Raw genomic sequence first — 20,051 nt, 5'->3', positions numbered from 1 at the left:
CGCCCGCTGTTTCTCTTCTTCAGAGCCGCCCGATCGCCGCCTTCAGTTCGTCGATCGACGCGGGCTTGGGCAGGTGCGCATCGAAGCCGGCTTCGAGCGCGCGGCGTGCATCCACGCGGCGGCCGTAGCCCGTCATCGCGATGGACGGCAGGTCGCGCGTGGCCTCCTGGCGCCGCACTTCGGCGATCAGCGCGAAGCCGTCCATGCCCGGCATGCCGAGGTCGGACACCAGCAGGTCGTAGCGCGCCTTCTGCAGCAGCACCAGCGCCTCCTCGCCGCTGGCCGCCGTGTCGACGGTGGCCCCTTCCAGCCGCAGCACCTCGGCAAAGGGCGCCAGGGCGTCGGCGTAGTCGTCCACCGCGAGCACGCGCCAGCCGCGCAGGTCGACGCCGGTGGGCGCCGCCTCGGGCGCCGCCGGCACGTCGGTGCCGACCTGCGGCAGCCACACGCTGAACTGCGCGCCGCGGCCGGCGCCCTCGGAGTGCGCTTGCGCACGCCCGCCGTGCGCCACGGCCAGCTCGTAGACCAGCGCCAGGCCGATGCCCAGGCCGCCGTTGGGCGGCGCGGTGCCCTGCGTGGCGTCCTGCGCCGCCTGGTTGAACATGCCGAATACGTGCGGCAGGAAATCGGCCGCGATGCCGCAACCGGTGTCGGTGACGGTGAGCCGCGCAAAGCCGTCCTCGCCCGCGACGCGCACCGTGATGCGGCCGCCGTCAGGGGTGAACTTGGCGGCGTTGCTCAGCAGGTTCCATGCGATCTGCTCCACGCGCACGCGGTCGCCGTGGCAGACCACGCCGTCCTCGCACTGCACGTCGAGCACGAGGGTCTTGCCCGGCACGTTCGCCACGGCGGCGCTGGCCGCCGTGCGCACCAGGTCGCCGAAATCGACCGCCACGCGGTTCAGCCGCAGCTTGCCGGTGCGGATGCGCGAGAGGTCGAGCAGGTCGTTGATGATGCGCGACTGGCTGCTCACCGCACGCCGGATCGCATCGCCCAGGCGCTGCACCGACGGGTTCTCGGCGGTCAGCGGCAGGCGCATGAGCAGCTCGGCATTCATCTGGATCAGGTTGAGCGGCTGCTTCAGTTCGTGCGACATCACGGCCAGGAAGCGGTCCTTGAGCTCGTTGGCCATCTGCGCATTGAGGCTGGCCTTCTTCTCCTTGACGAGCCGGTGCTCCTGGGCCAGCTCCTGCTGCTTGGTGCCCGTCATGTCGCGCGCGATCTTGGCGAAGCCGCCGCCCGCGCTTTCCTCGAGCAGCGTCATCACGCCGCTGCAGTAGAAGCGGCTGCCGTCCTTGCGCAGGTGCCAGCGCTCGTCCTCCGCCCGGCCGGTTTCGGCGGCAAGGCGCATCTCCTGTTCGGGCACGCCGTGCGCCTGGTCTTCCGGCGTGAAGATGGTGGCGATGGGCTGCTGCAGCATCTCGTCCTCGGCGTAGCCGAAGATGCGCTGGGCGCCGCAGTTCCAGGTCGTGATGCGCCCGGCCGTGTCGGTGGTGACGATCGCGAAATCGCGCGTGGTCGCGGCCACCAGGCGCAGGCGCTCCTCGCCGGCGCGCACGCGTTCCTCGGCCGCGCGCAGGTCGGTGATGTCGAAGAAGTTGAGGATCGCGCCCTCGATCTTGTCGTCCGCCGTGCGGTACGGAAGGATGCGCGCAATGTAGTGCCGCCCGTCGGTGCTGGTCACCTGCCGCTCGATCGTGCGCAGGTCCTTGAAGGCCGAGGCCGTGTCGTCGGCCAGTTCGGCGTAGTCCAGGCGGCTCGTGATGTCGAACAGCGAACGGCCCAGGTCGGTCGGGATCAGGTTGAACAGCTTCGCGGCCTGCGGCGTGTAGCGCTTGACGTGCATGCCGCGGTTCACGAACACGGTGGCGATCTCGGACGACGAGATCAGGTTCTGCAGGTCGTCGTTGATGTGGCCGCGCTCCTCGACCTTCACCTTGAGCTCGTAGTTCACCGTCACGAGCTCTTCGTTCATCGACTGGAGTTCTTCCTTGCTGGTCTCCAGTTCCTCGGTGGCCGAGCGCAGCTCTTCGTTGATCGCCTGCAGCTCCTCGTTCGACGCCTTCAGCTCCTCGGTGGAAGTTTCGGAATGCTCGATGGTGTCCTGCAGGTGCATCTTGAGCTGGCGGATCTCGTCCTCGAGCTGGCCGATGAGCAGCGTGCGCGCCGAATCGTCCGACTCGCCGGTGCGCAGCGGCATGCTTTCTTCGACCTCGTCGAACACCACGAGGATGAGGCCGCTCTTGCCGTCCTTGCTGTCGGGGTGCGGCGGCAGCGGACGCACCGTGATGTTCAGGAACACCTGCTTGCCGTCTTCCTGGCGCTGCACGATGCGCGTCTCGACGCTGCGCGCGGACTGCGAGGCCTTGAACAACGCCGTGCGCAGCTCGATGCGGATGTCCGGGCGCACGTTGTTCAGCAGGTTGTTCGACGGCTCGCCGCTGGCGCGCTCGAGAAAGCGCCCGACCCCGTTCGACAGGTGCAGCACCTCGTGCTGGCTGTTGATCAGCACGCTCGGCGGCGAAAACTGCTCGATGGCGCGCTGGTGCATTTCGGCCGTGGCCGGCGCATCGCCCGTGCGCCGCAGCGCACCGCGCGGCGGCTCGGGCAGCACGCCGGGCGCGGACAGCACCGGCGACTCGCTGATCAGCGGCATGTGCCGCCCGTTCGGGAGCCCCGGATTCACGCGGAAGATCCGGTGCTTCTTGTCCACCGCCGTGAAGAGGCTGCCCACCGCATCCGTCGATTCGGAGGTGCCCATGAACAGGCAACCGCCCTCGCGCAAGGCGATGCGGAACATCTCGAGCACGTGCGCCTGCGCCGAGCGGTCCAGGTAGATCAGCAGGTTGCGGCAGCAGATCAGGTCCAGCCGCGAGAACGGCGGGTCGCGCAGCAGGTTGTGCAGCGCGAACAGCACCGGCTCGCGCACCGAGGCGGACACCCGGTACTGGCCCTGCTCGCCCACGAAGAACTGGCGCAGGCGCGCGGGCGTCATGTCCTGGGCGATGCCCTGCGCATAGATGCCCTTGCGCGCCACGGCGATGGCGCGCTCGTCGATGTCGGTGGCAAAGACCTGGATCTCCAGCGGCTTGGCCTGCTGGTCGGCCTGCTCGCGCAGCAGCATGCTCAGCGAATAGGCCTCCTCGCCGGTGGCGCAGCCGGCCACCCACACGCGCAGCTGTTCGCCGGGCTGCTTGGCCGCGACGATGCCCCGGATCGCCTCGCGCTCGAGCGCCTCGAAGGCCTCGGGATCGCGAAAGAAGTTGGTCACGCTGATCAGCATGTCCTGCAGCAGCAGCGGCGCCTCTTCGGCGTGCTCGCGCAGGAAGTCGCGGTACGACGGCAGGTCGGTCAGCCGGTTGACCTGCAGCCGGCGCTCGATGCGGCGCAGCACCGTCGCGCGCTTGTAGTGGCGGAAGTCGTGGCGCGTGTAGCCGCGCAGGTACGACATGATGTCCTGCAGGGCCTTTTCGGCATCTGCCGAGGCCATCGGCCCCGCCGCGTCGGACACGAGGCCGGCCGGCTCCTCGGCGTCGGGCATGCGGATGTGGCGCGCGGTGCGCCAGATGTCCACCAGCCGCTGCGGCATGTCGGCCGCGGCCAGCACGACATCGACCTGCCCGGTGGCGATGGCCGCGCGCGGCATGCCGTCGTGCGCCGCGTCTTCGGGCGCCTGGGCCATGGCGATGCCGCCGTGTTCCTTCACGCTCGTGAGCCCCACGGCGCCGTCGCTGCCGGTGCCGGACATCACGATGCAGACCGCGCGCTCGCGGTGCACCTCGGCCAGCGTGCGAAAGAACAGGTCGATGGCGATGGGGCGCCCGCCCGCCTGCCCGCTCGGCGCCACGCGCAGGTGGCCGTCGTTCATCAGCAGCGTGACGCCCGGCGGGATCACGTACACATGGTTGGCCTCGACCGGCATCGACTGGCTCACCGGCCGCACCGGCATGGCGGTGGCGCGCTGCAGGATCTCGGCCGCGCTGCTCTTGTGCGTGGGCGACAGGTGCAGGATGACCACGAAGGCCATGCCCGCGTCGGCCGGCATGCGTTCGAGGAACCGGATCACCGATTCCAGTCCGCCGGCCGAACCGCCGATGCCCACCACCGGGAACTTCAGGTGGCTGGGGACGAGGTTGGACGGCGCGGCAACGGCGGACGAAAGGGAAGCGGCGGGTCCTTGAGGGGGCATGAAGTCTCGCTGGCGGGGGAAAGCGATGTGTGCCGCTGGGCGGCCCGGAAGAGATGGATTTTGCCCGCTTCCACGCCCCCCGGGTGCCTCGCAGCCCCGCGCCGGCGCCCCGCGCACCGCCAGCGCGCGCCGTGGGTTTTGTCCGACGCCCGGACGCGCAAGCCACGCGCGCACGCGGCGCAGGAATCGCCCAAAGGTCGAAGGCCCCCGATCGACGATCGACCGCCCGCAGGAGCCGCCCGTGTCCCCCTTGTCCGCCGCCCATCCCACCCCGCCCACCTCACAGGCATCGCCATCGCCCGAGGGCCCCGCCGACGCCACGCCGCACCTGCTGCGCCAGGTGGTGGTGCTCACCGGTGCCTCCAGCGGCATCGGCCGCGCCACGGCCCTGGCCTTTGCCTCGCAGGGCGCCTCGCTCGTGCTGGCCGCGCGCAACCGCGAGGCGCTGCAGACGGTGGCCGCCGATTGCGAGCGGGCCGGCGCGCGCGTGCTCGTGGTGCCGACCGACGTGACCGATCCCGGGGCCGTGTCGGCGCTCGCGCAGGCGGCCATCACCCACTTCGGTCACGTGGACATGTGGATCAACAACGTGGGCGTCGGCGCCGTCGGCCGCTTCGAGGACACGCCGCTGGCCTCGCACCGCCGCGTGGTCGAAGCCAACCTGCTGGGCCACATGCACGGCGCGCACGCCGTCGTGCCGCACTTTCGCGCGCGCGGGCGCGGCACGCTGGTCCACATGATCTCGCTGGGCGGATGGGTGGGCACGCCCTACGCCACCGCCTACACGGCGAGCAAGTTCGGCATCCGCGGGTTCTCCGAATCGCTGCGCGCGGAGCTGGCGGACTGCCCCGGCATCCACCTCTGCGAGGTGTTCCCGACCTTCGTCGACTCGCCCGGCATGTCGCACGGCGCGAACTACAGCGGACACCGCGTGGGGCCGCCGCCGCCGGTGGTGGACCCGCGCCGCGTGGCCGCCGCGCTGGTCGGGCTGGCCACGCGGCCGCGCGCACGCACCTACATCGGCGCGCCGGCACGCCCCGGCATCCTGATGCACGCACTCGCGCCGAACCTGATGGCGCGCCTGCTCGGACGCGTGGGCAGCGCCGCCATGCGCCGCGCCCCGCCCGCCGAACGCAGCGACGGCAACCTGTTCGAGCCCTCGCGCGGCTGCGCCATCGACGGGGGTTTTCGCAAGAGGGCCGGGCCCGCGCGCGCGCTGTGGCTCGGCCTCGGCGCGCTCGGGGCCGTGGCGGCCACGGGCTACGTCCTCAGACACGCAAGGAGCACACGATGAAGCCAACCGACACCCCGCCCACCGACCCCGCCCGCGGCGGCCAGCGCGTGCAGCCGCCCGACGCGGTGAACGGCGAAGAACCCGCCGTCGCCCCCCGCGATGCGCAGGGCCTGCGCCGGGCGATGCGCGACGCCACCGGGCGCGATGCCCCGTCTCCCGAGGCCGACAGCCCCGACGCGCTGAAGCGGCGTGCCGCACGCGGCACCCCGCGCGAGAACGACGCCGGCGCCTGAGCGGGCGGCAGCGGCCGTTTCGCTCCGCCTTTTTTCTTTTCACCGATCGACCACAGGACCCGCCATGACAGACCCTCGCCAAGCCGGCGCGCAGCCGCCCTTTTCCACACCCGGCCAGCAGCCGCCGGGCCTCGAATCGAAGATGTCGCCGCCGCCCGATTTCGGCGAGCAGTCGTACGTGGGCAGCGGCAAGCTCCAGGGCAAGGCCGCGCTCATCACCGGCGGCGACAGCGGCATCGGCCGCGCGGTGGCGATCGCCTTTGCGCGCGAAGGCGCCGACGTGCTCATCTCCTACCTGCCCGAGGAAGAAGACGACGCGCGGGTCACGCGCGAATGGATCGAGCGCGCGGGCCGCCGCTGCGTGGCCGCGCCCGGCGACATCTGCGAGGAAGCGCATTGCCGCAAGCTCGTCGACCAGGCCTTCGATGCCTTCGGCCGGCTCGACGTGCTCGTCAACAACGCGGCCTTCCAGATGAGCCACAAGTCGCTCGACGAGATCTCGGCCGAGGAGCTCGACCGCACCTTCCGCACCAACGTGTATGCCAACTTTTTTCTCAGCAAGGCCGCCGCGGCCCGCATGAAACCGGGCGCATCGATCATCAGCACCGCCTCGGTCAACGCCGACAAGCCGAACGCCACGCTGGTGGCCTACGCCGCCACCAAGGGGGCGATCCAGAACCTCTCGGGCGGCATGGCGCAGCTGCTCGCCGAGAAGGGCATCCGCGTGAACTGCGTGGCCCCGGGGCCGTTCTGGACGCCGCTCATTCCCTCCACGCTGCCGCCCGAGAAGGTCAAGGAGTTCGGCAAGCAGACGCCGATGCAGCGCCCCGGCCAGCCGGCGGAACTGCAGGCGGTGTACGTGCTGCTGGCCAGCGACCAGGCCAGCTACATCTCGGGCGCGACCATCCCGGTGACGGGCGGCGTGCCCTTCCTCTGAGCGCGGCGACATGCACGCGCACCACCCCCTGGCGCGCGCCGCGTGGCTGGTGCTCGCGGCCGCGCTCGCGGCATGCGGGGAGCACCCGAGCCCCTCGAAGGTGCAGGCGCCGGGCGCCGACAAGCGCCCCGGCACCGCCGTGCTCGAAACCGGCGCCGCCATGCTGCAGGACAAGCCGCCCCTGGACGCACTCAATGCCTACCTCGACGGCTTTCATTTCTACAGCGGCCGCATCGACGCGCAGATGGAGGCGCATCACTATTGCGCCCTGCTCAACGACGAGGTGATCCAGTGCGTGATCTTCGACGGCAACCAGAAGTCGGCCAAGCTCATGGGCGTGGAGTACATCGTGAGCGAGCGCCTGTTCCGCACGCTGCCCGACGCCGAGAAGGCGCTGTGGCACAGCCACGTGCACGAGGTCAAGTCGGGCCAGCTCATCGCGCCGGGCATTCCCGATGCGGCCGAGCATGCGCTCATGAAGAAGCTGGTGGGTACCTACGGCAAGACCTTTCACACCTGGCACACCGACCAGCAGAAGGAACTGCCGCTGGGCACGCCGCAGCTCATGATGGGGTTCACGGCCGACGGCCAGGCGAACCCCGCCCTGGTGGACGCGCGCGACCGCCGCTTCGAGGTGCGCAGCGCCGACAAGCGCCGCGCGCGCGAGGACATCGCCGCGCCCGCGATCGTGCCCGGCGCCGACGCCTGGCAGCAGGGCAAGGCGCTGCAGCTCGCCGATCCGACGGCGGCGCCTCAGGCGCATGCACCGACACCGGCGCCCGCCTCGGCGCCGCGCTGATCACCCCTCGTCGTCCTGCGGACACGCGGCGTCGGCCATGTAGGCCTGCGCACGGTGGGTCAGGTGCTCGATGGCGTCGTCCGAGGCCTCGAGGTTCAGCGCCACCAGCACGCAGCGGCGCAGGCCGTTGCACGACACCTCCGCGCGCCCGTCGCAGGTGCCATTTGGTTTGAATTGCACTTCGATCTGGCAGGCCCATCCCTCGCCAAGATACACATGCACAGGCGCTTGATTCATGGGCAGGAAGCAGGGCAATCGGCGTGCCCGCGCGCCGCGTGTCGTCCGGGCTGCACGGCACCGGTCAACTTTGTCCGCGCCGGAAAAAATTGCAGCAAGACCGGTGCACGAGCGCCGAATATGCAGCGCAGGCCCCAGGGCCTGCAGAAGGCGCACGAGCGGCACACGAAGGGCGCACAGCAGGCACACCGCGTGCAGGTGCTTGGCGCCATGTCCGCCGATCCGCCTGCCATGAACCCGACCTCGTCCCTGCGCCTTCCCGCTCCCCGCCTCGACCGCTGCGTGCACGACGCGCGCAACGCCCTCGCCGCCATCTCCGCCGCCACCGAAGTGCTCGAACGCGCCGACTCGCCGGAGCCCGTGCTGCACAAGGCCGGCGTGGTGGTCGCGCGCCAGGCGCGCGAACTCGCCGAGCGGCTGGGCGAACTCACGACCCACGCGCTGCAGGGCACCGCGCAGAGCGAGCGCGCGCTCGTGGTCTCGGACGACATGCACCTGCTGGCGCGCCTCGCAGGCCTGCTGTCGCATGCCGGCTACCGCCTCGACCTGGCGGTGAGCACCATCGCCGGCTACGAAACGCTGCTGCGCGAGCAGCCGGACCTGGCGGTGATCGACCTGCGCACCTCGGCCGGCGAAGCGCGTTCGCTGGCCCGACTGGCGCGCGGCGCCGGTTTCGACGGGCGATTGATCGCCATCGAGGATTCGGCGGCTACGCGGGGCCTGCCGCCTACCAGCAACGCCGCGGGTTTCGACGCGGTGCTCGCGCGCTCCTTCGAGCTGACGCTGCTGCGCGCCGCGATCCCTTCCGACTGAGGTGCGGCGCGCTCGCCGCAGATCGGGCGTTCATCAGAGGTCGGGCGGCAGCCGCACCTGCGCCGGATGCGCCTGTTCGTGCCGTGCCTGGCACGCGATGCAGCGCGCGGCCGCGGGCTGCGCCTGCAGCCGCGCGTGCGGAATCTCCGCGCCGCATTCGATGCAGCGGCCGAACGCCCCGCTGTCCAGGCGCGCGCGGGCCGCCTCGATCTCGCGCAGCTCGGCCATGTCGCGCTCGGCCTCGGCATAGCGCAGGCCGTGGTGCAGCCGCTCCCCGGCGATGTCGACGCGGTCGCATGCGGGGGCGCGCGTCAGTTCGGTGGCGTCGCTGCGGCGCGCGTCCGGCAACTCGGCAGCCACGGTGCGCAACTGCGACGCGAGCGCCGCCTCGCGCGCGTCGAGCGCGTCACGCCAGTGCTGGCGTTCGGCGTCGGTGGTCGGGGGCAGGGTCATGGTCGCTTCCTCGGGCCTTGTCTTGAACTGGACGTCGGGCGTGACGGCGCGGACTCCTCACGCCTCGAAGCTCGCCGGGCTCGGCGCCTTCATCGTCAGGCTGCGCATGGCCAGGCCCACCGCGGCAAGCTCGTCGGCCTCGCGGTCGCAGCCGGCGGCCGCCTCGGGCTCGCTCGCACGCTGCGTCTCGGCCAGGCGCCGCAGGATGGCTTCCTTTTCCTGCAGCGCGCGCAGGCCGGTCCACAGCGCGGCGTCGGTCACCTGCTCCTGCGTCGCGGCCAGGCTGCGCAGGCTGAAGGCATGGCCGGTGTGGCAGCGGTAGCGCACCGGCCGCTGGTCGTCCAGCTCGAACAGCACGCCGCCGCAGTCGGGGCAGCTGAAGGCCGAGGGCGTCGCGATCTCTTTCAGGCTTTCCATGGCGTTCCCCTCACGGCCCGCGGCGTGCTCGCGGCGCAGCGCGGGCGACGGGGCGTGGCCGTGCCGATGGCCGCTCGCGCCGGCTTCCGCACGGGCGGCCGCCAGCAGAACGCCCGCCATCTCCGACAGCGGCACCACGTGGTCGGCCCGCACCACCGACAGCGCGGCGCGCGGCATGCCGGGCTCGAAGGCATCGGCCGGGTCCTGCACCACGGCCGTGCCGCCGCAGTCCTTGATGGCGCGCAGGCCGGCGCTGCCGTCGTCGAGCAGGCCCGTGAGCACCACGCCGATGGCACGCGCGCCCATCTCGAGCGCGGCGGAACGGAACAGGGGGTCGATGGCGGGGCGTGCATGGTGTTCCTTCGGTCCGCGGATCACGCGGATCACGCCGCCTTCGAGCAGCATGTGGTGATCGGGCGGCGCCACGTGGAGGGTGCCGGCGGCCGGCAGATCGCCGTCGCGCGCCTGCACGGCGGGGTTCGGACCCCGGGCGCTGAGCAGCTGCGCGAGCTGGCTGCGGTGCGCGCCGATGTGCTGCACCAGAAAGATCGGCACCGGAAAATTCGCCGGCAGCGCCGCGGCGAGTTCGAGCATGGCGTACACGCCGCCCGAGGACGCGCCGATGAAGACGGCGCGGCCGGGCGGGTGAAGGGGATGGGCAGATGAGGTCATGGCCGGACGCAAAGTCGGTAGGGGTTGTGGGGCAAGCCGCATGCCTGCGCGCAGGGGCGGTCCGGTCGTTCAGCCGCTCGGTGGCGCGCGCCGCGCGGCTTCGCGCTCGTGCAGCAGCCGCTGCAGGTCGGATGCCGTGACGGGCTTGGCCACATGCGCGTCGAAGCCCGCCGCGAGCGCCGCCGCCCGGTCGGCCGCCTGGCCCCAGCCGGTGGCCGCGATGAGCACCATGTCGCGGCCCCAGGGTTCGGCGCGGATGCGGCGCGCCACCTCGTGGCCGTCCAGTCCGGGCATGCCGATGTCGAGCACCGCCGCATCGGGGTGCAGCGCCTGCGCCGCGCGCAGCGCATCGATGCCGTTGTGCACGGTCTCCACGCTGAAGCCCGCCTTCGACAGCATCTGTCCCATGCCCCAGAGCGCGTCGACGTTGTCGTCGGCCAGCAGCAGCCGCCGCACCCGCCCGGGCGCCGCGCCATCGCCGGCGGGTGCGTGCGGCGCCGCGTCCGCCGTCGCCCGGGCCGCGGGGATGCGCACCGTGAAGCGGCTGCCCCGGCCGAGGCCCTCGCTCTCGCCCGTGACCGTGCCGCCGTGCAGTTCGACGAGGTTGCGCACCAGCGCCAGCCCCACGCCCAGGCCGCCCGCGGCGCGCTCGTGCGCGCGCTCGCTCTGCACGAACATCTCGAACATGGTCTGGATGGTGTCGGGGTCCATGCCGATGCCGTCGTCGGCCACCTCGAACACCGCGTTGCGCGCGTCGGCGTACACCGCGAGCCGGATGCGCCCGCCCGTGGGCGTGTACTTGGCGGCGTTCGACAGCAGGTTCGACAGCACCTGGGTGAGCCGCGTCGGGTCGGCGTCGAGCACGATCTCTTCCTCGGCGATGTGCAGCTCGAGCACGTGGCGGCCCTGTTCGATGAGCGGCCTGGCCGTCTCCAGCGCCGCATCCGCGATGGCCTGCGCCGTGATGCGCTCGGGCTTCAGCGCGAGCCGTCCCTGGCGCAGGCTGGCCACGTCGAGCAGTTCGCCGAGCATGACCTTCATGACCGCGGCCTGCCGGCGGATCACGCGCGCGGCGCGCACCTGGTCCTGCGTGGGCAGCAGCTCGGGCGCCAGCAGCTCGGCCGCGCCGCTGATGGAGGCCAGCGGGTTGCGCAGTTCGTGCGAGAGCACGGCCAGGAAGCGGTCCTTGGCGGCGTCGGCCGTTTCCAGCGCGCGGCGCGCGGCCTCGTTGGCGCGCAGCGCCGAGAGCAGTTCGGCGCGGCCCTCTTCCAGCTCCTGCTGCGCGGCGCGCTGCTCGCTCTGGTCGCGCAGCACCTTCACGAGCCCGATCACCGCGCCGTCGCCGCCGTGCATGCGCATGAGCGCGCCGCTGGCCCAGAAGCGCGAGCCGTCCTTGCGCTGGTGCAGCCGGTCGTCGGCCGCGCGGCCCTCGGCCAGCGCGATGCGCGCCTCCTCGGCGGGCGCCTGGGCGGCGCGGTCTTCCTCGGTGAAGATCACATCGGCCGGGCGGCCGAGGATCTCCTGCTCGCTGTAGCCCAGCAGGCGCTCGGCGCCGGCGTTCCAGCTGGTCACGCGGCGCGCCAGGTCGACCGAGAAGATCGCGTAGTCGACCGCGTTCTCCAGCATCAGGCGCATGCGCTCCTGGCTCTCGCGCAGCGCCGCTTCGGCCGCCTTGCGTTCGCTCACGTCGGTGCACACGATGAGCGCCGAGTCGGGCCGCCCGCCGCCGTCGGTGAGCACCGTCACGCTGGTGTGCAGCCAGATGACCGCGCCGTCCTTGCGCACGACCCGGTTCTCGGCCTGGAACGGCCGGCCGCGCGTGGCCAGCTGGCCGAACAGCTGCTGCGCGTCCGCCAGGTCGGCCGGGTGCACGAACTCGAGCACATGCCGGCCGACGAGTTCGTCGCCCTCGCCCCCCTCGCCGCCCACGAGCGCGCCGTAGCAGCTGTTGGCGAACGTGATCTCGCCGTCCAGCCGCAGCTGCGCCACGCCCACCGAGGCCTGGTTGACGATGGCGCTGAAGCGCGCCTGCGACTGGCGCAGCGACTCCTGCGCGGCCTTGCGCTCGGTGATGTCGACCAGCGTCAGCACCACGCCCGCGATCGCGTCCTCGACGGTGCGATAGGGCCGTGCGCGCGCCAGGTACCAGCGGCCCTGCGCATCGCCCACCTCGCGCTCGGACGGCTGCAGCGTGCGCAGCACGCCGCGCGCATCGTCCGTGAGTTCGGGGTAGTCCAGCCCGGTGACGAGGTCCGACAGCGGACGCCCCATGTCGCCCGCGATCAGCTTGAAAATTGCTGCCGCGCTCGGCGGGAAGCGCATCACGCGCAGCTCGCGGTCCAGGAACACGGTGGCGATCGCGGTCGCATCCATCAGGTTCAGGATGTCGCTGTTGGCATGGCCCAGGTCGTCGACCTTGTTCTTCAGCTCCTGGTTGACGGTGACCAGCTCCTCGTTGATCGACTGCAATTCTTCGCGGCTGGTGTCGAGCTCTTCGGCGGCCGCATGCAGTTCCTCGTTCATGGCGTGCAGCTCTTCGTTGCTCGCCTTGAGTTCCTCGGTCGAGACCTCGTACTGCTCCACCGTCTGGTCCAGGCGCGCCTTCAGGCGCTCGACCTCGCGCTCCAGGTGCCGCGCGACCGGCTCGGGCTGCAGGCGCGGCAGCACGGTGAAGGCGTCGCCGCTCGCGGGGCCCTGCGCCTGGCCGGGGGCGCGGGCGCCCTCCTCGCGGCGCAACAGCACCAGGAAGCAGCCGCCGAACGCCTCCACCGGCCGCGCGCCGATCGCCACCGAGCGCTCGCCGCCGGCCACGCGCACGCGCACCGGCGCGATCTCCACCGGCTCGCCCCGCGCCTGGGCATGGTGCAGCGCCGTCTGCAGTTCGGCCTTCAGCGCGGGCACGATGGCGCGCAGCACGTTGCGCGAGGGTTCGCCGCCGCCGAAGTACAGGTACGGGGTGGCGGCGGGAGAGATGTGCAGCATCCCGTGGTCGGCGTCCACCAGGATCGACGGCGGCGCCAGCAGGTCGATGAGCTGCAGGTGCATTTCGGCCCAGGTCATGGTCCGCCCGCCGCGCGGCGCGGGCAGCGACGTGGCCGGCGGCACCGGCGCCGCGATCGCCACGCGCGGGATCACGGTCGGCGCGCGCTGCCCCCCGGGCGTACGGGGGCCCGCCGGCGCGCCCGGGGGCCGGGGCGCGGCGGGCTCGCCCGTGCGCGCCTGGCGCCGCACGTAGAGGCGGTGCGCCTTGTCGACCAGCGCGAACAGGCCGCCGCGCCCGTCCGCCGCTTCGGAGGCGCCCAGGAACAGCGGCGCGCCCGGCTGCATCGCGAAGTGCAGCGTCTGGAGCACGCGCGCCTGCGCGTCGCGGTTCAGGTAGATGAGCAGGTTGCGGCAGGTCGCCAGGTCGATGCGCGAGAACGGCGCGTCGCGCAGCACGTCGTGCACGGCGAACAGCACCCGCTCGCGCAGTTCGCGGCGCACGCGCAGGCCGCGCGGCTCGCGCACGAAGAACCGCCGCATGCGCTCTTCGCCCAGGTCGGCCTCGGCCGCCAGCGGGTAGATGCCGTCGCGCGCGGTGCGCACGGCGTCCTCGTCCAGGTCGGTCGCGAAGACCTGGAAGGCCGGCGGGTGCTCCAGCGTGCGCGCATGCTCGCTGAGCAGCATGGCGACCGAGTAGGCCTCTTCGCCGGTGGCGCAGGCCACGACCCACACGCGCAGCGTGTCGTTCGGGCCCTTGTGGCGAAAGAGCTCGGGCACCCGCGCGGCCAGCGCGTCGAAGCTGTCGGCGTCGCGGAAGAAGTTGGTCACGCTGACCAGCATGTCGTGCAGCAGCGCACCGGCCTCGCCCGGCCGGGTGCGCAGGCAATCGAGATAGGCCGGCAGGTCGCCCACGCCGTTCACCTGCATGCGCCGGCCGATGCGCCGCAGCACGGTGGCGCGCTTGTAGTCGCCGAAGTCGCGGCCCGTGCGGTTGCGCACGAAGGCCAGCACCTCGCCAAAGGCGGCCTCGCCGGCGTCGGGCGGCGCGGGCAGCTGCTCGGGTGGCAGGCGCAGCTGGCGCTCGATGCGGTGGTAGGCGCCGATGCGCGCGCCCATCTCGCGCACCGGCAGCACCCAGTCGACCATGCCGGTCGCGACGGCCGCGTTCGCCATGCCGGCCTCGGCCGACTCGCGCGGGTCCTGCGCGATGGTCAGCCCGCCGCGCTCCTTCATGCGCTTGATGCCCAGCGCCCCGTCGCCGTCCGCGCCGGACAGCACCACCGCCGTCGCATGCGGGCCGTGCGAATCGGCCAGCGTGCGAAAGAACAGGTCGACCGGCAGGTGCCGCGCGCGGGCCGGCGGTGCGGGCGCCGGCTCGATCAGGTTGCCGCGCATGTGGGGCGACCTGCCGGGCGGCAGCAGGTGCACGGTGTCGGGCGCCAGGCGCAGCGGCGCATCGACCGGCACCACCGGCAGCGGCGACGACGCGCGCAGCCGCTGCAGGAGCCCGGCGAGCGCATCCCCGCCGGCCTCGCCGATCTCGCCGGTGTTGCCCGTTTCGGGCAGGTTCAGCACGGCGACGAAGGCCAGGCCCGCGTCCGGCGCCACGCCCTCGAGGAACGCGCACAGCGCCTCGACGCTGCCCGCCGCGCCGCCCAGCCCGACCACGGGCAGCAGGCCGTAGCCGAACGACGGCACCGCGTCGTCGAGCTGGCCGGCCGTTTCTTCTTCGGCCCTGTCGGGCGTGGAATCGTTCAATGCCATCCCTTGTGTGAGGCCCGCAGGCGCAACGCCGCGACGGCTACTGCTGGTATTCCTTGAGCCGGTTGTAGAGGGTCTTCATGCTGATGCCCAGCAGCGCGGCGGTGCGTTCCCTGTGGCCGCCGCAGCGCGCGTAGGTGGCCAGGATGAGCTGGCGCTCCACGTCGGCCAGCGGCGACCCGATCTCGACCACGAGCTGGCCGCTCCCCGGCCCGGACGGCGACAGCGGGCGGTCGAGTCCGAGGGACGTCAGGGCCGTGGAAACCACGGCGGCCACCGGGTTGCCGCCGCCCGCCGGCGCGGCGGCCGCGCGCACCGCAGGTTCATGCGCGGGCGCGTGCAGGGGCAGCCATTCCTCGTCGATCCCGGCGCCGCTGGCCATCACCCAGGCGCGCTGCAGCACGTTGCGCAGTTCGCGCACGTTGCCTGGCCAGTGCCACGCCGCGAGCCGCGCCAGCGCGCCGGCGCTGAGGTGCTTGGCGCCCCCGCCTTCCTGGCGCGCCATCTCCTGCAGGACATGGTGCGTGATGAGCGCCACGTCGTCGCCGCGCTCGCGCAGCGGCGGCAGGCCGATCGGGAACACGTTGAGGCGGTAGAGCAGGTCTTCGCGCATGCGGCCATCGGCCACCGCGGCGGCGGCGTCGCGGTTGGTGGCCGCGATCACGCGCACGTCGGTCTGCTGCACCTGCGCGGAGCCCACGCGCATGAAGGTGCCGGTTTCGAGCACGCGCAGCAGTTTCACCTGCAGCTGCGGCGGCATCTCGGTCACCTCGTCCAGGAACAGCGTGCCGCCGTGCGCGCGCTCGAAGAAGCCCTGGTGCTGGCGCTCGGCGCCGGTGAAGCTGCCGCGCTCGTGGCCGAAGATCTCGCTTTCGATCAGGTGCGGCGACAGCGCGCCGCAGTTCACGGCCAGAAACGGCTGGTCGCGCCGGCGGCTCATGTCGTGCACCGCGCGCGCCACCAGTTCCTTGCCCGTGCCGCTCTCGCCGTGGATGAACACGGTGACGGCGGTGCGCGCCACGCGCGAGATCTGCCGGTACACGCGCTGCATTTCCTGCGAACGCCCGATGAGCGGACCGAAGCGGCCGGTCTCGCGCCACTGCTCCTCGACCTCGTCGAACTCGGCGCGCAGCTGCGACGGCGCGATGAGGCGCGACAGCAGGCCCTTCAGGTGCTGCGGGTTGATGGGCTTGACCAGGTAGTCGGCCGCGCCCAGCCGCATGCCGCGGATCGAGGTCTCCAGGCTGGCCTGGCCGGTCATGAGCACCAGCACGGTGTCGTTGAGCGCTTCGTTGCGCTCGTCGAGCAGCGCCAGGCCGTCGCCGTCAGGCAGGTGCAGGTCGAGCAGCAGCAGGTCGGGCCGCTGCATCGCCATGAGGCGCCGGGCCGCGGCCATCGAATGCCCGCACATCACCGAATGGCCCTCGCGCGCGACAAGGGCGGCCATCATGCGGGCGGAATCTTCGTCGTCTTCGACGATCAATGCATGCGCCAAAACGGCTCCCGAACGGGGGCGCGTGGACCCGCGCCTTTGAGGCTCCCTGGTGTTTCGTATGGTTGCGTTTGCGGGTGACGGCGGCCGACGGTTCAGCCGTTGAACTCGCGTGAGAATTCATGCACTTGCTGTGTCAGCGTATTCATACGCGCGATCTGGCGGCCCAGCACCTGCATCGCCTCCTGCCGCAGGGCCGGGTCGTCGGTGGTGCGCATGAGGTCCAGTGCCACGGCCATCGCGCCGACCGGCGCGCGCAGGTCGTGGTCGAGCTGGCGTGCCGCCTGCGCCTGGCGGGCCGCCCGCGCGCGCAGTTCGGCCAGCTGCTGCTCGGCCCGCGGTGCACGCGCCGCCCCGCCCTGGCGCCGCAGCCCGGCGCCCAGCGCCACGCCGACGATGCCCGCGAAGGCGCCTGCGAGCACGCCCGCCGTCCACGGCCTGGCGGCGGCACGGTGCCGGCGGGTTCGAGGAATGTTCTCCATGCCGCCGAGTGTCTGCCAATGCGGCCGCGTTGTCTGCCCCCGGGGCGCTGGCAAGGGGTCGGCAAGTTTTACCGCAAGCCGTTCCGGTACCGGCGGCGCGGGTCGCCGCGGCGCGAACTTTCAGCCTCCTGGCGACCGGTTTTCGGGCTTTTCGGGCTGGCACGACCATTGCGCGGGAGCCGCGCATGAACCCGTCCATCGCCCTGCAGGCGCGCCAGGCGCAAACCCTCATCTTCTCGCCGCGGCTGCAGCAGGCCGTGCGGCTGCTGCAGCTCTCGTCGCAGGACTACGCGCAGGCGCTGCGCGAGGCGGCCGAGCTGAACCCCTTCCTCGAGGTCGACGAACCCGCCGGGGCCGTGGCGCCGGACGGCACGGCGCAGCCGTCCACCGCGCGCGTGGACGCCGATGTGGAACCCGCCGAAGCCGGCGGCGCGTTCGAGCGCATCACCGCCGCGCCGCCGACCGGCACGCGGCACCTGTCGCACGACGAAAGCGCCGATCTGATGCAGCGCGTGGCGCTGCCGGCGTCGCTCTCGGCGCACCTGCGCGCGCAGGTCGGCGTGCTGCGGCTCACCGAGCGCGAGGCGGCGCTGGCGCAGGCGGTGGTCGAGGCGCTGGACGACGACGGCTACCTGCGGATTTCGCTCGACGACATTGCGCTCGCACTGGGCGAAGACCTTGACGACATGCGGGACGAACTGCGCACCGCGCTGCGCCGCGTGCAGGCGCTCGACCCCGCCGGGGTGGGTGCGCGCAGCGTGTCCGAGTGCCTGTGCCTGCAGCTCGACGCGATCACGCCGGTGTCGGTGCGCGCGCTGGCGCAGCGCATCCTCGAAACCCACATCGAGCTGCTCGCCGCACAGGACCTGCGCGCCATCGCCCACGCGCTCGGCACGCCGCTCGCCGCGGTGCAGTGCGCGGCCTACGCCATCCGGCGGCTGAACCCGCGCCCGGGTTGGTGCCATGGCGAGACCGGCGCGCGCATCGTGGTCGCCGACGTCATGGTGAAGAAGGTGCGCGGCAGCTGGCGCACGTCGCTCAATGCCCATGCGCTGCCGCGCGTGCGGCTGAACACCGCCTGCGCGAACCTGCTCGACACGCGCCGCAACGCCTGCGTGGGTCCGCTGAAGGCCTACCTGGAACAGGCGCGCTGGATGGTGGAGACGGTGGCGCAGCGCACCAGCACCATCCTCGAGGTGGCGCGCGCCATCGTCGCGCGCCAGCAGATGTTCCTGGAGCACGGCCCGCTGGCCATGAAGCCGCTGGGGCTGAAGGAAATCGCCGATGCGGTGGGCGTGCATGCCTCGACCGTCTCGCGCACGGTGCACAACAAGTACATCGCCACGCCCGCGGGCGTGTTCGAGCTGCAGTATTTCTTCTCGCGCGGCCTGCAGCACTCGGCCGGCGGCGCGAGCGCGCCGGTGGCGGTGCAGCAGCTGATCCGCGAGCTGATCGCGGTGGAGCCACCCGGCGCACCGCTGAGCGACGCCGCGCTGGCGCGGCAACTGGCGCAGCAGGGCTTTCGCATCGCGCGGCGCACCATCACCAAGTACCGCCAGACGCTGGACATCGACCCGGTGGAGCGCCGCCGCGCGCGCAGTGCCAGGCTCGCGGCCGCGGCCTGAGTTCACTGCTGCCTCAGGGCGCGTCGGTGCCGGGCTCCTCGATGCGGTCGAGCACGCGCCCGGGCGAGACGTTGCGGGCGCAGCTCGCCGAGTTGAAGGTCGTCGGTGGCCAGCGTCCCTCCCGCGCGACACGCGCGCACCGAAGGCGTTCCCTCCTACACAGGGCGTGCGCCAGGCTGGCTACCTTGGCCAAGGCCATCGCATCTCGCAGGAGCATCCATGAACAAGCGCACCACCGACGGCGCCGCGGCGACGGGCTCGCCGCCGTCACAGGACACCACCACCGACACCACCACCGCCCCCACCACGCAGCCATCGACCCGAAGCAACGAGCCCGTGGGCCCGAACGACGGTCCCGCGCTCACCCAGCGCGTCGCGTCCGACGCCTCGCGGGTGCGCGAAGCGGCCACCGGCCCGGCGCGCCGCGCCGCAAACCCGCCCTCCGGCGAACACGGCGGCAAGGAAGCGCCGCCCCGCAAGCCATGAGCGGGGCTTCGCATGGCCTGCGGGCGCCCATGAGCGAGCGCAGCGACAGCGCCTTCCTGGCGTGGAAAGAAGCGCACTGCAGGGCATCGGAGGCCGACTTCCGCATGGGCCTGCACCAGCACCTCGCGCGCACCGCCGCGCAGCGCGAAGCGGAGGCGCAGGAAGTGCAGCGCCTGAAGCGGCTCGCCTCTGAAAAACTACAGCGCTTCCTGGAAGAGAGCCGCGCGGCCTGCGGCTAGGACGCCGGGTGCGCGAGGGCGCCCCGCGGCGCCCTCGCCCCGCTCAGCCGACCTCGACGTTGATGCGTCGCGGCTTGGCGTGCTCGGCCTTCGGAATGCGCAGCTTCAACACGCCCTGTGCCAGTTCGGCGGACACCTTTTCGGTGTCCAGTTCCTTGCTGAGCGTGAAGACACGGCGAAAGCGGCCGAGGCCCACTTCGGTGTGGCTGGTCTTCAGGTCGTCCGGCACGCTCAGGCCCGACTCCGCGTCGATGGTCAGGGTCTCGGCCTCGACATGCAGGTTGAGCTTGTCGCGCGACACGCCCGGCAGGTCGGCGTAGAGCGTGATGCCCCCGGCGTCTTCCACCACGTCGACGGGCGGCGTGAGGGCCGCGCCCTGGTAACGCGGCGGCTGGCGGGAGTCCGTGTGCGTTGGCGCACCCGGCGATGCGGTCTGTACGTCATTGCGCATGATGTTCGTCTCCTTGGTTCACTGGACGGCAATACGGCGCGGCTGCGCCGAGGCCCGGCGGCGCACCGTGATGCGCAGCACGCCGTCGCGCAGCCTGGCTTCGACGGCCTCGGGGTCGGCGTCGTCCGGCAGCGTGAGCACGCGGCGGAACGCGCCCTCGAAGCGCTCGTTGATGTGCACGGCCGCCTTGGCCTGCGCATCGGGCAGCTGGCTCTTGCGCTCGCCCGCGATGGTCATCAGCCCGCGCTCCAGGCTGATCTCCAGCGTGGCCGGATCGACGCCGGGGGCAAAGGCAAAGATCTCCAGCGCCTGGGGCGTGGCGCCCACATTCAGCGCGGGAAAGCCGTTGCTGCCATGGCCGCGGATGGTGGGCGACAGATCGAACGCCTGCTGCATGTCGCGTTGCAGGCGGTCCATTTCGGCCAGCATGTCGCGAGGGAAGAAAGATCGGTACATGGGAAACCTCCTGTCAAAGCTGAACAGAACACC

General features: G+C 72.1%; 17 protein-coding genes. 8 read left to right on the top strand and 9 right to left on the bottom strand.

Features of this window, described 5'->3' with window-relative positions; translation table 11 throughout:
* Positions 1-19: 19 nt before the first annotated feature.
* Positions 20-4,189, bottom strand: coding sequence for a CheR family methyltransferase (locus tag RZE79_RS12790; RefSeq protein WP_319360705.1), 4,170 nt, complete (start codon positions 4,187-4,189; stop codon positions 20-22).
* Between the two features lie 241 nt (positions 4,190-4,430).
* On the opposite strand from RZE79_RS12790, the gene RZE79_RS12785 reads away from it, so the two are divergent.
* The 4 genes from RZE79_RS12785 to RZE79_RS12770 all read left to right on the top strand — a co-directional run bounded on the left by RZE79_RS12785 (position 4,431) and on the right by RZE79_RS12770 (position 7,452).
* On the top strand, positions 4,431-5,483 hold the full coding sequence (locus RZE79_RS12785) for an SDR family oxidoreductase (RefSeq protein WP_319360704.1): 1,053 nt from the start codon (positions 4,431-4,433) through the stop codon (positions 5,481-5,483).
* Entirely contained in the window at positions 5,480-5,716 is a 237-nt protein-coding gene (locus RZE79_RS12780; RefSeq protein ID WP_319360703.1) for a hypothetical protein, read from the top strand. The genes RZE79_RS12785 and RZE79_RS12780 overlap by 4 nt, the downstream gene beginning before the upstream one ends.
* Before the next feature lie 64 nt (positions 5,717-5,780).
* The gene (locus RZE79_RS12775) at positions 5,781-6,653 is read left to right on the top strand and encodes an SDR family oxidoreductase (protein WP_319360702.1); all 873 of its coding nucleotides are present in this window, start codon (positions 5,781-5,783) and stop codon (positions 6,651-6,653) included.
* Between the two features lie 10 nt (positions 6,654-6,663).
* Entirely contained in the window at positions 6,664-7,452 is a 789-nt protein-coding gene (locus RZE79_RS12770; protein ID WP_319360701.1) for an OBAP family protein, read from the top strand.
* On the opposite strand, the gene RZE79_RS12765 is transcribed toward RZE79_RS12770, so the two are convergent.
* Positions 7,453-7,689 (bottom strand): hypothetical protein, encoded by a 237-nt coding sequence (locus RZE79_RS12765; protein WP_153284673.1) that lies wholly within the window; start codon positions 7,687-7,689, stop codon positions 7,453-7,455.
* A 120-nt stretch (positions 7,690-7,809) separates the two neighbouring features.
* Between RZE79_RS12765 and RZE79_RS12760 the strand changes: the two genes are divergently transcribed.
* Positions 7,810-8,502: a hypothetical protein gene (locus RZE79_RS12760; protein ID WP_319360700.1), complete on the top strand. Its 693-nt coding sequence runs from the start codon at positions 7,810-7,812 to the stop codon at positions 8,500-8,502.
* Positions 8,503-8,535: 33 nt separating this feature from the next.
* On the opposite strand, the gene RZE79_RS12755 is transcribed toward RZE79_RS12760, so the two are convergent.
* The 5 genes from RZE79_RS12755 to RZE79_RS12735 form a co-directional block, all read right to left on the bottom strand.
* Positions 8,536-8,955, bottom strand: coding sequence for a TraR/DksA family transcriptional regulator (locus RZE79_RS12755; RefSeq protein ID WP_319360699.1), 420 nt, complete (start codon positions 8,953-8,955; stop codon positions 8,536-8,538).
* Between the two features lie 57 nt (positions 8,956-9,012).
* Positions 9,013-10,044, bottom strand: coding sequence for a chemotaxis protein CheB (locus RZE79_RS12750; protein WP_319360698.1), 1,032 nt, complete (start codon positions 10,042-10,044; stop codon positions 9,013-9,015).
* A 69-nt stretch (positions 10,045-10,113) separates the two neighbouring features.
* A complete protein-coding gene (locus tag RZE79_RS12745) occupies positions 10,114-14,784 on the bottom strand; it encodes a CheR family methyltransferase (RefSeq protein WP_319360697.1) in 4,671 nt (1,556 codons plus the stop codon).
* Between the two features lie 43 nt (positions 14,785-14,827).
* Positions 14,828-16,282 (bottom strand): sigma-54 dependent transcriptional regulator, encoded by a 1,455-nt coding sequence (locus RZE79_RS12740; RefSeq protein WP_319360696.1) that lies wholly within the window; start codon positions 16,280-16,282, stop codon positions 14,828-14,830.
* Between the two features lie 92 nt (positions 16,283-16,374).
* Positions 16,375-16,761 carry a histidine kinase dimerization/phospho-acceptor domain-containing protein gene (locus RZE79_RS12735; protein WP_153284678.1) on the bottom strand — a complete coding sequence of 129 codons (387 nt, stop codon included), beginning with the start codon at positions 16,759-16,761 and terminating at the stop codon, positions 16,375-16,377.
* Between the two features lie 185 nt (positions 16,762-16,946).
* On the opposite strand from RZE79_RS12735, the gene rpoN reads away from it, so the two are divergent.
* The 3 genes from rpoN to RZE79_RS12720 all read left to right on the top strand — a co-directional run bounded on the left by rpoN (position 16,947) and on the right by RZE79_RS12720 (position 19,111).
* A complete protein-coding gene (gene rpoN, locus RZE79_RS12730; RefSeq protein ID WP_319360695.1) occupies positions 16,947-18,386 on the top strand; it encodes an RNA polymerase factor sigma-54 in 1,440 nt (479 codons plus the stop codon).
* A gap of 219 nt (positions 18,387-18,605) precedes the next feature.
* Positions 18,606-18,872, top strand: a complete 267-nt coding sequence (locus RZE79_RS12725; RefSeq protein ID WP_319360694.1) for a hypothetical protein — start codon at positions 18,606-18,608, stop codon at positions 18,870-18,872.
* The gene (locus RZE79_RS12720; protein WP_319360693.1) at positions 18,869-19,111 is read left to right on the top strand and encodes a hypothetical protein; all 243 of its coding nucleotides are present in this window, start codon (positions 18,869-18,871) and stop codon (positions 19,109-19,111) included. Before RZE79_RS12725 ends, RZE79_RS12720 begins: the two co-directional genes overlap by 4 nt.
* Positions 19,112-19,154: 43 nt before the next feature.
* On the opposite strand, the gene RZE79_RS12715 is transcribed toward RZE79_RS12720, so the two are convergent.
* The gene (locus RZE79_RS12715) at positions 19,155-19,562 is read right to left on the bottom strand and encodes an Hsp20/alpha crystallin family protein (RefSeq protein WP_319360692.1); all 408 of its coding nucleotides are present in this window, start codon (positions 19,560-19,562) and stop codon (positions 19,155-19,157) included.
* An 18-nt stretch (positions 19,563-19,580) separates the two neighbouring features.
* Complete coding sequence (locus RZE79_RS12710; RefSeq protein WP_153284683.1) at positions 19,581-20,018, bottom strand: Hsp20/alpha crystallin family protein; 438 nt, start codon at positions 20,016-20,018, stop codon at positions 19,581-19,583.
* Between the last annotated feature and the right edge of the window lie 33 nt (positions 20,019-20,051).

Source organism: Variovorax sp. EBFNA2 (assembly GCF_033802765.1).
Classification (GTDB): Bacteria; Pseudomonadota; Gammaproteobacteria; order Burkholderiales; family Burkholderiaceae_C; genus Variovorax; species Variovorax paradoxus_H.
The sequence above is the reverse complement of the archived record's forward strand: the minus strand, read 5'-3'. Positions and strand labels throughout refer to the sequence as shown.